Origin of the sequence: Pantoea sp. sgz302252, assembly GCF_042610525.1 — a bacterium.
GTDB lineage: Bacteria > Pseudomonadota > Gammaproteobacteria > Enterobacterales > Enterobacteriaceae > Erwinia.
In genome coordinates this window covers 306,967-318,784 of sequence record NZ_JBHDVM010000003.1, presented here as the reverse complement: position 1 = coordinate 318,784, position 11,818 = coordinate 306,967, and the positions used below count along the sequence as shown (strand labels likewise).

Annotated in this window: 9 protein-coding genes; 4 read left to right on the top strand and 5 right to left on the bottom strand. The window is 53.0% G+C overall.

Going from position 1 to position 11,818, the window contains the following annotated elements:
- Window positions 1-27 precede the first annotated feature (27 nt).
- The 4 genes from ACETPC_RS07725 (at window position 28) to ACETPC_RS07710 (ending at window position 5,260) form a co-directional block, all read left to right on the top strand.
- Window positions 28-720, top strand: a complete 693-nt coding sequence (locus ACETPC_RS07725; protein WP_380180254.1) for a molecular chaperone — start codon at window positions 28-30, stop codon at window positions 718-720.
- Between the two features lie 72 nt (window positions 721-792).
- A complete protein-coding gene (locus tag ACETPC_RS07720; protein WP_380180252.1) occupies window positions 793-3,420 on the top strand; it encodes a fimbria/pilus outer membrane usher protein in 2,628 nt (875 codons plus the stop codon).
- Window positions 3,421-3,557: 137 nt separating this feature from the next.
- Window positions 3,558-4,586 (top strand): fimbrial protein, encoded by a 1,029-nt coding sequence (locus ACETPC_RS07715; protein WP_380180250.1) that lies wholly within the window; start codon window positions 3,558-3,560, stop codon window positions 4,584-4,586.
- Window positions 4,587-4,621: 35 nt separating this feature from the next.
- Window positions 4,622-5,260, top strand: a complete 639-nt coding sequence (locus tag ACETPC_RS07710; RefSeq protein ID WP_380180248.1) for a helix-turn-helix domain-containing protein — start codon at window positions 4,622-4,624, stop codon at window positions 5,258-5,260.
- 262 nt (window positions 5,261-5,522) lie between these two features.
- Here ACETPC_RS07710 and ACETPC_RS07705 read toward each other — a convergent pair whose 3' ends face one another.
- From ACETPC_RS07705 to ACETPC_RS07685, 5 genes are all read right to left on the bottom strand, one after another.
- Entirely contained in the window at window positions 5,523-6,623 is a 1,101-nt protein-coding gene (locus ACETPC_RS07705; protein ID WP_380180246.1) for an NADH:flavin oxidoreductase/NADH oxidase, read from the bottom strand.
- A gap of 138 nt (window positions 6,624-6,761) precedes the next feature.
- A complete protein-coding gene (locus tag ACETPC_RS07700; RefSeq protein WP_380180244.1) occupies window positions 6,762-7,877 on the bottom strand; it encodes a fimbrial protein in 1,116 nt (371 codons plus the stop codon).
- A complete protein-coding gene (locus ACETPC_RS07695) occupies window positions 7,865-10,441 on the bottom strand; it encodes a fimbria/pilus outer membrane usher protein (protein WP_380180242.1) in 2,577 nt (858 codons plus the stop codon). The genes ACETPC_RS07700 and ACETPC_RS07695 overlap by 13 nt, the downstream gene beginning before the upstream one ends.
- Entirely contained in the window at window positions 10,428-11,126 is a 699-nt protein-coding gene (locus ACETPC_RS07690) for a molecular chaperone (protein ID WP_380180240.1), read from the bottom strand. The genes ACETPC_RS07695 and ACETPC_RS07690 overlap by 14 nt, the downstream gene beginning before the upstream one ends.
- A 56-nt stretch (window positions 11,127-11,182) precedes the next feature.
- Window positions 11,183-11,737 carry a fimbrial protein gene (locus ACETPC_RS07685; protein ID WP_380180238.1) on the bottom strand — a complete coding sequence of 185 codons (555 nt, stop codon included), beginning with the start codon at window positions 11,735-11,737 and terminating at the stop codon, window positions 11,183-11,185.
- Window positions 11,738-11,818: the final 81 nt, after the last annotated feature.

Genomic DNA, 11,818 nt, shown 5'->3' with positions numbered 1-11,818 from the left:
TGCCTTTTATTTTATAACAAGATAAATATGAAAAAGTTCTTTTACCTGATATTGATCACTGCCATAACGGTGATCTCAGAAAATATAGCTTTCGCCGGCATAGTTATAACTGGAACCAGAATCATCTATCCATCAGATGCCAGAGAAGTAAGCGTAAAAATAACGAACAAAGGCAAAAGGCCCGTATTAATTCAAAGCTGGATTGATGATGGCGATACCGAGGCCACGCCGGATAAAATTAGCGTGCCTTTCGTTTTGACGCCGCCGATAAACCGCGTAGAACCAGAAAAAGGACAAACGCTGCGCATCAGCTATACAGGCGCGAATCTGCCTGCAGATCGGGAAACGGTATACTGGCTAAACGTGCTGGAAATCCCGGCCAAAAACCCGCTTCTGAAAGATAAAAATCTGCTGCAAATGGCTTTTCGTACCCGAATTAAATTGTTCTTTCGCCCGACGAGTTTAAAAGATGATGCTAATGAAGCAATAAATGCTCTCACCTGGCGACAAGCCGGGCAGCAAGTGATTGCGAACAACCCTACACCTTATCATGTTTCTTTAATTAAAATTGACATCAATGGTAAAGAAAAATCTGTGGATATGGTTATGCCCTTTTCAGAGAAAGCTTTCAATATCGCAGGTAAACCCGGAGCAAAAATAACCGGGAGTTATGTTAATGATTATGGTTCGGTCAGGGAATTTGAATCGCAGATTAGATAGGCGTCGCTGTAATTTTAATTATATACATGCTTCGCCGATGCTTAATCCGCTCTTTTTATAAAAAGGATTTTTATGGAAAATGCCGCGCCACAGGGAAACAGGTGGAAAAAAGCGCAGCTGGCTTTTATTTTCCCTTTTATTTCTTCCGCCTATGCACTTAATACCCCTTCACCAGCCGTGCAGGAGGTTGCCAAAAACGTGGAGTTTGACCCTTCATTTCTGAACCTTGGCGACAAAAATGCGATCGATCTTAGCCGTTTCGCTAATGGCGCTGCCGCATTGCCCGGTATTTATCGCACGGCGGTTTATATTAACAACGACCTGTTGGGGACATATAGCATTGAGTTCAAAACCGCCACGGATAAGAGCGTTTATCCGTGTCTCGCTGCCGATATATTGAAAAGCATTCCTTTTAACTACGATAAATTGCCTAAAGATTTTTTAAAGGAGGAGCGGGAAAGCAAATCCTGCACGAATTTATCTGCAGCCACTACTGAAGTTGCCCTTTATTACGACAGTAACGAGCAGCGGCTTGATATTGCCGTACCGCAAATCTATATGTTGCGTAATGCACGTGGCGCGATTAGTAAAGAGCGCTGGGACAGCGGTGTTCCGGCCGCGCTGCTGGGGTATAACGTTAATGCCTACAGCAGTGAAAGCGGTAACAGCAGCTACAAATCCGTTTATGCCAGCCTCAACGCCGGGCTGAATATCGGCAGCTGGTATCTGCGCCACAACGGCAGCTGGAACTGGCAGGAAAACGGCGGCGGTAAATATAGCGCCTCTAATACATATCTACAGCATGATGTGCCGGCGCTGGAGAGCCGGGTGTTGCTTGGTCAGGCCAATACTTCGGGAACGCTTTTTGACACTCTGCCTTTTTCCGGCATACAGCTTGCCAGCAACACGCAAATGCTGCCGAACTCGCTGCGCGGCTACGCGCCAGAAATCCACGGCATCGCTCGTACCAACGCAAAAGTTACGGTGCGCCAGAGCAGCCGGGTGATTTATGAAACTACCGTGCCGCCTGGCGAGTTTTTAATTAACGATCTTTATCCCACCGGCTATGGTGGCAATCTTGCCGTCACCGTGCATGAGTCTGACGGCAGCGAGCAGCATTTTGAAGTGCCCTACGCTTCGGTTGCGCAGCTGCTCAGGCCGGGCAATAGCCGTTACGCTATCACTGCCGGGAAGCTTCGCGACAGCTCGCTGTCGGAAAAGCCCGCTTTCGGTCAGGCTACGCTGCAGTATGGCCTGAACAATATGCTAACTGCCTATGGCGGTTTTCAGGCCAGTCAGCATTATTATGCCATACAGTCAGGTATGGCATTGGGCACCGGTATCGGCGCTTTCGCGCTGGATGCGACCCACGCCCGCACTCAGTTGAACGGCGATGCTTCCTTGCTAAGCGGACAAAGCCTTGAGCTGAGCTATAGCAAGACGCTTAGCGCCACCAGCAGCCAAATTTCGCTGGCGGCCTGGCGCTTTTCTACCAGCGGCTATATGGATTTTATGACCGCGATGCAGACGCGAGACGCGCTTGCAAACGGGCTGCAAAGCGGCTCGATCGGGCGCGCCAAAAACCGTCTGGTGATGACCTTCAACCAGGGGCTGCCGGAAAGCTGGGGCAATCTTTATGCCAGCGGCTCGCTGCAGAATTACTGGAACCAGGCGGGCAGCAGCAAGCAGTACCAGCTGGGCTACAGCAACCAGTATAAAAAATTATCCTGGGGATTAAGTATCAACCGCAGCTGGTCTCTTTACGGCACTGCGCAGAATAACTACCTGTTAAATTTCAGCCTGCCGCTGGGGAACAGCAGCGGTTCATCCGTACCACAGCTGCGCGTAGACCTGGCGCACGACAGTACCGGCAGCACTTCTGAGCAGGCATCGGTTTCCGGCACGGCCGGACAATCCAGCCAGTTCAGCTACAGCGCTACCGCCGCTCATGCCAACCAGGGTTCCGGCAGCAGCGGCTCGCTTAGCGGCTCCTGGCGCAGCGCTATATCTTCACTCAGCGCCGGCTACAGCAAAGGTTCCGGCTATCACAGCCTTTCCGGAACGATTAGCGGCACCGCTATCGGCCATGCTGGCGGCGTAACCTTCTCTCCCTATACCTCCGACACTTTCGCGCTGGTCGAAGCGAAAGGCGCACAGGGCGCCAGCGTCTCCAGCTATCCTGGCATCTATGTCGACTGGAACGGCTATGCCGCCGTGCCCTACCTGAATGCCTGGCAGCTGAATGAGGTCTCGCTGGATCCCAACGGTATTCCGGATGATATCGAGCTGGATAACACCTCGCTGAAGGTAGCGCCATGGTCAGGCGCGGTCGTTAAATTGCAATACGGCACCAGGCGCGGCACAGCGCTATTAATTACGGCGACTTACCAGGGCGAACCGGTTGCTTTCGGTGCCGACGTGCTTGACAGCAAGGGCAACCATGTCGGCACCGTCGGCCAGGGCGGCGTGGTTTACGCACGCGTTCAGGAGCAAAAGGATCGGCTGCGCGTGAAATGGGGAGACAGCCCGGATAGTCAATGTAGCCTGGGCTATAGGCTGATAATGCAGGCTGATACCCCCAACCAGCGTGAACTCCAGCGCTTTAACGGCGTCTGTGAAGCTATCGGCACGACAACGCCAGAGACAACAGATCAAAAAATGGCGGAAGCGCCGCATGCTACCGGCCACGGCCACACTTAATACGGATTACGGAAATGGATATTTGCTGTCTGACAAAAATACGCGGCCTGGCCGTAACACTATTCGCCCTACTGGCTTTGGCCTGCAGCCCGCAGGCATTTGCCCTGAGCTGTAGCTTAGATGCCAATGCGGGTTATATGAAATACGAGATTCCTTTGCAGCCTCAGGTGACCGTTGGTCCTGACGTCAGCGTTGGGACTATTATCTATCGCCATACCTTTAAGCCTTCTCGCGAAACAAACGTTCGCTGTTTTCAAAGTACCGCGACTGAATACCAGCCCACTCTCAGCTGGCATTTTGATCGCACTTATACTCCTACTTCAGGATCGGGCGGCAATTTTAATCCTGATAAAGTTTTCGAAACGGGCATACCGGGTATCGGCGTGGCGGTTTATGCCCATAATAAGCCGCTGGATGGTTTTACCCTTCCGTTTACCCATAACTCCTGGAACAAAGAGCATTCAGAAAATGAAATTGTCTGGCAGGCACAAGGCGGCTTCGGATTTGATCTGGTATTGATTAAAACCGGCACGGTTTCGCCCGGCACTATCACCAAAGCGAATTTGCCTGTTGTTCAGGTTGATTTCCAGGCGCCGGGCATCGCCGATATAAGAATGGTTGATATTAGTTTCCAGGCAGCATTAAAAATTTACTCACAAACCTGTACGACACAGGATGTTCCGGTAGATATGGGAAATTATGAAGTGGCCGATACTTTTACCGGTAAGGGCAGCGTGACGAAATGGGAGGATGCCTCGATTCATTTATACGATTGCCCACCATTCTACGGTATATTGAATGACGAGCAAAATACCTGGAACAGCAATGACGGCGGCAAAGGAATAGGTGCCATCACTAATAATATTCTTAATTTGGTGCTAACAGCTAATACTCAAATCATTGACAGCGCCAAAGGTATTTTTGGCCTGAAGTCGGAAAGCGGCAGCGCCCAGGGCGTCGGGATCCAGCTGGCCTATGGCAACACTACCGATGCCGATCTTGAATCCAATTTCGTTAACTTTGGCGCCAGCAAGAATTACACCATGCTAACCGATACGGCAACGGCACAGACGCTACCGCTGGCCGCTCGTTATATCCAAACCGAATCGGCCGTTAGCGCAGGAAAAGCCAATTCTAGCGTAACCTTCACCATCAATTATTACTAGGGCTGGCGCAGCAGGAATAAAAGGAAGAGGGAACTATGTGCATATATGTTATTTCAGATGATATCTATTATGTGGCAGGCCTGAAGCATTTTCTGGCTGCCAATGGCATAGCGATGAAAGGATTTAGCTACGAAAGCTGGCTAACTGAATTTCGGCCCGGCGACCTGACCAGAGAAGACACCGTGATTATTGATGTTAATTTTACCAACTGCCATACCAAGCTGGGCATGGCAAAAAATATTGACTACTTCGGTATTAATATCGTATTTATCGTTGATTTCCCTTTACAGAATGAGCATAAGGGTTTTCATCCTTACTGGCTGATTTCAAAAAAAAGCACCTTTAAGAAATATATTCCCCTGTTGCGCGTCGTTCCTGATGACGATGTGCTGCACTATAACCAGCTTTCCCGCAAAGAGACATTGATTCTGAAAGAGCTTGCCTCCGGAAACTCCGCTATTTTTATTTCACGCAAGCTGAATATTTCTGTGAAAACCATTAGTTCGCACAAGCAAAATGCCGTTCGTAAGCTGGGCATGGTGAAAATGAACGATATGGCGCTGGTCTGCTATAAAGAGATCCTGAATCTCTATTCCGGCTTTAATAACAGCTATCTGGGATTAAGGAATGCCTCGCCCTTTGGCACCTCGCCGCCCTTACCGCGACTGCAGTAAAAAAACAGGAGGTATCAGCCTCCTGTGAGGTTGATGACAAACCCCTGGTCGCGTTTAAACCAGTGGCAGAGCAGCAGAGGCAGACCGGAACATGGACACGCCGTCCCCGTGGGCTCGGTTGGCGCGTCCATGCGCCAAACGGTCCGCTTATCCGCTCTGCCTCTGCCGCTATCAAGCTGCGGCGTTACTGTAAAAGAGTCACTCCTGATGAACAGTTCACGTTTGTCAGCAGTCTGACAGGAGGCATCAGCCTCCTGTTGAGCTATTCGCTGACGCGATAGCGCTCCAGCCAGTGCGCGTATGGCGCTGGCAGCACCCATGAAGGCCGCTCCTGCTTCAGCGCGCGCGCGGCCTGATAGGCCCAGTTCGGGTTCGCCAGGTGCGCTTTACCAACCATGACCAGATCCAGCTGACCTTTTTCGACGGCTTCATCCGCAATCAGCGGCGCATCGATTCCCCAGGCGGAAGCTACCGGAATATCTGCTTCACGACGGACGCGTTCCGCGATCGGCGCCAGGAAAGCTGGTCCCCATGGGATATTCGCATCCGGCGTAGAAAAGCCGATGCTGACGCTGAGCAGATCCAGACCGCCCTCGCGGAATTTTTTCGTCAGCTCGATCGCTTCTGCCAGCGTTTCTTCATCGCGGCCATCGTATTCGATCACACCAAAACGCGCCGTCAGCGGCAGGTTTTCCGGCCACTCGTTACGCACGGCGGCCAGCGTCTCCAGCAGGAAGCGGCTGCGCCCTTCCAGATTGCCGCCGTACTGATCCTGGCGCTGATTCGCATGCACCGAGAAAAAGCTCTGCGCCAGATAGCCATGCGCAAAATGCAGCTCCAGCCACTCAAAACCGGCATCGCGGGCGCGCTGTGCCGCCACGGCAAAATCATTGCGTACGCGGGCGATATCTTCCAGCGTCATCTCATGCGGCACCTGCTGCAGGTTAGCGCCGAAAGCGGTAGCGGACGGCGACAGCGTTTCCCAACTGCGCGGATCGGTTTTGGCAATATGATCGTCGCCTTCCCAGGGACGGTTAGCGCTGGCTTTACGGCCCGCATGAGCGATTTGAATGCCCGGCACCGCGCCTGCGGCCTTGATTTCGCGGGCAATAAGCGCCAGCTTTTCCGCCTGTTCGTCGTTCCAGATGCCCAGGCAGCCCGGTGTGATGCGGCCTTCCGGCGCAACCGCCGTTGCTTCCACCACGACCAGGCCAGCGCCGCCGCGCGCCAGGCTGGCGTAGTGCACGCGATGCCAGTCGTTGCTCAGGCCTTCTTCAGCGCTGTACTGGCACATTGGCGCTACCGCAATGCGATTGCGTAACGTTACATCTTTTAAGGTGAACGGGGAGAATAACCCTGACATAAAAAACCTCTTGATTACTGGGGAGAGAGACCTCGGCAGATAACAGCTCTGGCGCGCTCTGAACATGCGAGGATTATTAACGCGATGCCAGGCGTAGCGATAAGCGGTTAATGCTCTGACTAAGCCTGGCGTAAGGGCTTACTCGTAGTAGATATAAAAAATTGCCGTAGAATCAGCGCGTCCGGCTTTAATGCTTTCCGCTACCTGGTAGTAGTTGGCGGTAAAAGGAATCAGGGTCGTGCCCTGCTGAAAAGGCACCTTTATGCTGTCCACGTCAGGATTTATTTTTTTACCGTCCAGCAACAGCCTGATGCCTACTCCTGCAGCGCTATTTTCCTCCTGGCTCAGGGCAATCACGGAGTTGTTTAAATCGGCATAACCATAGTTTGGTTCAACATGCACTCTTACGTTAGCAGCGCTTCCCTCGCAATTTGTCAGCGTAATGGCGAAAGGCACAGTCGGCCCCATGCTGCCAACGCCATGAAAACTGGCGGTAGAAACCGTGCCCATATCTACGCTGGTCTGGCTATTGATGGTACAGCCGCCAGTGCTTATCTGGACGCTACCGTGAAAATCAATATCGTAGAGTTCTCCCATTAAGTTGTCATCCTGATCCGACTCGGAGACGGCAATGGATTGTTCTATCTGGCCGCTTTTACCGTAGTCACTCTCGCTATGGGTTTTTACAATATAAAGCTTGTCGGTGATGGCAGCCGTGCCGTTATATTGCAGCCCGCGTCGCAGCCTTGCGCCGTCCAACCCTGGAAAAAGCGAGGTCATACATCCCCAGGTACCAGCCGCCGAATTGTAGTTTGTCCAGACGATCCCTAAACCCAGGTCGCTGATCCCCATGCCTTTGTCCAGAACCCGGCAAATAACGCCATCCACAGTAACCGTCATTCCTGAGCTGTCCCAGCCCGGATTGCTGACGCTGGAGACCTGCTGATTGCGAGCTCCAGCGCCGCAGGTAATATTTACCGTATTGGTCGCCACTTTTAAAATATCGCCAGGCTGAGCGTCGGCAGGCACAATCACTGTCTGCATATTAACGTTGTATCTGCTGCTGTCGGACTGGCAAATACTCTCCGCGCTGGCGTGTCGGGCAAACAGCAGCCCCGCGAAAATAAGCAGGATAAGTGTGGGATACAGCCGAGGTAAATTGTTTTTCAGCCGGTAAAAAGCTTTATTGCCGCACTGCGCTTTATCCCGCCGGTGTAGGGCAAATAGCGATGATTCGAAGATTAATCTTTGCATTCCAGCTCCGCTATAATTATCCCGCTGCGCTTTACGCCGTCGCGCGGCTGAAAGGGAACTTTACATTGACGATTTCCAGGCAGGGCCACCTGCAAATCCACTTTTTCCGGTACGCCGGTGAGATAAACCTGCCCGCGTTCATCCGCTATGCCACTGATGTTGCCCGCACTGACGACTGCGCCCAGCGGCAGCGGTTTGCCATGATGCGTAAGCGTTAAAAAAACCCTGTATCCTGACCGGGTAGCGTAATCCATCAGCACCAGCGCTTCGCGTGTGGGGACTTTTTTCTGCACGCGCTCCGTTAGATCGATTTCATCATCAAGTCCGTCGCCATCCAGCACGATTTCGTTCTCCTGATAGGCAGCCAGCGCAGGTACGATGGCATAGCCCCAGCTATTGGTGGCCAGGCCGTTCCGGTTAACTATTTTTACATTCTTTGCGCCAGCGGCCCGTACCAGGGCGTAACTGCTGCCTTCCGACAGAGGTTGGGAAAGCGTAACACCATAGGGATGCGCCACTATCGCCCCGCTGGCGGCCCAGGTAAGGCGCTCATTCTGACCGTAATAGTTGCTGTAGCCGAGACTGAGGGTGGCTGAGGAAGTTTGCAGGCTGCCGGTAAGCGCCGTGCTGTCGCTGGTTTTACCCGCGAACTGCGCGCGCGCCTGTGCAATGGACCAGGAGAATTTATTGTCCTCCAGCGTTGAGCCAAAAAGCGTGGTCGCCATACTGCTGCCGCCAGAACGGGAGTCCGAGAGGCGATTGCTGAGGGTTAAGGCACTGGCGGAACCAGGCGCCAGCCATTTACCGAGCGGTAGCGAAAAGCTGGCGGAAACCACGCTGTCTGTTTTTCCCGTGCGCCCGCTTTTATTCAGACTCTGGCTAAGGTTTAGCGTGATCCCGTCTAAATTTTTGCTCCAGTTACTGGTGACGGCACGCGCCGTGCCCTGATGATCATGCCAGTATGCCTGCTGCCAGGCGGAAAGCGACACCGAGCCAAACCAGCCGAAGTTCTGATTAAGCGTCAGCTGGGCGCGTTTTTTTACGCTGCCGCTGCTGACCAGCGCAGGATAGCGGTAGTAGCGGCTGGCTTCGTCAAAATTCAAATAGCCTTCGGTATCAAACCGCCAGGCAGACAGCGACAAAGTTGTCGCGGTGCTGTCCAGCCGTTTGCTATAGCGTAGTCGCCATGATTGCCCTTTACTGCTGTCGCCGTTGTTAAAATGCGTTTCGGCATGGGTCATATCCAGCGATAGCGCGCCCAGCTCTCCCAGGCTCTGCCCTACACCCAACATCCCTGCCTGATAGTCTCTGGCCGCAATAGCGCCGCCATAAACGGAAGTGTTATTCAGCAGGCCATAAAGCGCTTCTATCTGTATAAAGGGTTGGGTTATCGCTCCCTCAGCATCCGTATAGCCGTTGCCATATTCGCCTGCTGCCAGCGCATATTGCACTCGCCCCTGGCGAAGAGCGACCGGCGGCGTAGCAAAAGCCTGCACGGTTTTTCGAATTTCGCCGTTTTCCTCGCGAATAGTGACCTCCAGATCGCCAGAGGCACCTGTCGCATACAGATCGTTAATCACAAAGTTGCCAGGCGGCACGAAGGTCTGATAAAGAAGATTGCCGTTTTGCCGAATTTCTACCGTGGCGTTGGTCAGGGCAACGCCGCGAACTATTGGCGCATAGCCTCGCTGACTGAAAGGCTGCATTTCGTCCTGGGATGAGAGCGCGATGCCGCGAAAGCTAAAGCTGTCGAAAACCAGCCCGGGGCTACCCGTTTCGCCGATAGTCAGACGTGAACGCAGCGTGCGGATATCCCTTTCCAGCCAGGTTTGCAAACTTTTCCACGAGGCTTTTCCTGAGCTGATGGTGGCGTAGTAACTGGTATTACGTAACCGCCATGCGCCCACATTAAGGCCGCTACGCAGGTTAAGGTATTGCGAAATACTCTGCTCGCCGGACAAACGCTGTGGCGTTTTTGTTTTGAGCCCGCTCAGGTTATAGGAGGAGAAAAGCATTGGTATTCCCTCTTCCCAGCGCTCAGGCGCTATATAGCCGCGCGCCTGTTTATCCAGAGCCGCCTGGGGAACAGAGAGGTTAAGCAGCCGCCGCTCGAAATTGAATTCCGTTTTTGCCTGGGGAATGTAAGACGCGAGATCGGTTATTTCAGCCTCTTCCGGCAGCGCCGCCAGCGCGGAAATGGCCTGAACTTTTACGCCCAGCGCTTTTAGCAACCTGACGGAAAGCGTCGGGCAGAGGCGATCGCCGCAAGTCACGAACTTCAGCATTTTTATATCGGCTGGCTGGTGATTAACGTGAATCGACACCCGGTAATTTCCCGGCAGCTGGCCGGAAGTCTGCGCAAGCAGGGAGAGATCCAGCTGTGCCTTCTGTTCTTCGCTAAGGTGCAGCGCGTTAACATTGAAATAGAGTTCGGCCCAGGCCGGAAGGGAGACTGCTGTCAGAAAGGTCGCCACCAGGCCGGAAAAAACGATAGCCGACGTTTTTTTTCCGGGTAGTTTTTGTCCAGCGCTCGGGCGCGCGAGTCCAACATTAGAATCTTTCATTCCGCTCCGGCGTGGAGCCGCCGAAATCGTTGATAGTGCTGAAGGTCACGCTGGCGATTTTGCCGGCGGGCGTAGTTATCGTGCGCGAGGAGAAAGGCATCAGCGTTCCCGGCCTTTCCAGCGGCTGCCCGTTAACTTTCATGCGGGTCAGCGTTACCACGTAAGGCGTGGGATTATTAAAAGTCAGGCTACCCACACTCGGCGTCAGTCTTAGTTTTTTCCAGGCATCACCAGCGCTTTGCGAAGTCAGGCTCGCAGGGCGATAAATCAGTTTGATAATATTTTGCGTGGCGATAATCAGGCGGTTAGTCGGCCCCGCTTTTGGCGTTGCCGGCACGGCCCGGACGTTAAGCAGAAACAGGCTTTCTCTGTCGTTCGCCAGCCCGTTTGCTCCGCCACCGGTATAAACGACCCGAACTGCGCCAGCGCTGTTGCTATCCAGCTTAAACAGCGGTGGCGTAGTAATAAAAGGCGTTTTATTCTGGCTCTGGCTAAAATCTGTTACCCATGCCTGAACTAAATAAGGCACGCTGTCGCCGCGATTATTTAAAGGCACGCTGGCCTCGTTTTTTCCCTGAAGGTAAATAAGGCGCGTGGCTCCCAGTGCCAGACCATTGGCGTAGCCAGCAGAAGAAAATAATATCGCCAGACAGGGTGCCAGGATGGCGCAATTAAATAATCGCATTGAGACCTCTTCAGAAAACTGGCCCCTTATTTGATAAAAGGCCAGTTCAACACGGATTAGGATTCGGAATAATCAAGAACAAAAGTCACATCCGTATTAATGCTTCCTGTATAGGTGCCCGAACTGTAAGCGACCAGATAAGCGTTAAATCTGCCGGTCGCACTGGCAACCTCTTTCGTCAACCCGCTAAAGCCACTGTTGGCGGCAGCAACACCGGGCGTGTAAAAGCTGCCGATGTTGCCAGCATCTTCCAGGCGAATGCCTACGCCCGGCACCTGACTGGTAAAAAGATGGGTGTAGCCAGTAGTGGTCACCGCTGGCCCTTTAAAGGCAATGTCAGGCGCGGTATCTACGGCACAGTGGGAAAGCTCAATGGAAAAAGGCACCGCTGCCGTAGCATCGCCAGCGCCAGCCAGCGCCGCGCTGCTGATCTGGCCAAAAGCTACGGTGCCTGCCGTAGTGCCCGATCCGGCAACGCTTGAAACCGAGCAGGCTGAGGCCAGAATAGTGCCGGTAAATTGAATGGTGCCGTCATCCGCCGCCTGCGCCAAACCCGAGCAGCCGACGCCTGTGGCGATAAAACCCAGCGCCAGCATTGTTTTTTTCAACATATAACGTTCCCTTAATTATGGATTAAAAAAACCCAGAAAAAACGCATCTGCCAAATGCCGTTTCCTGTCGCTCGCCACGTT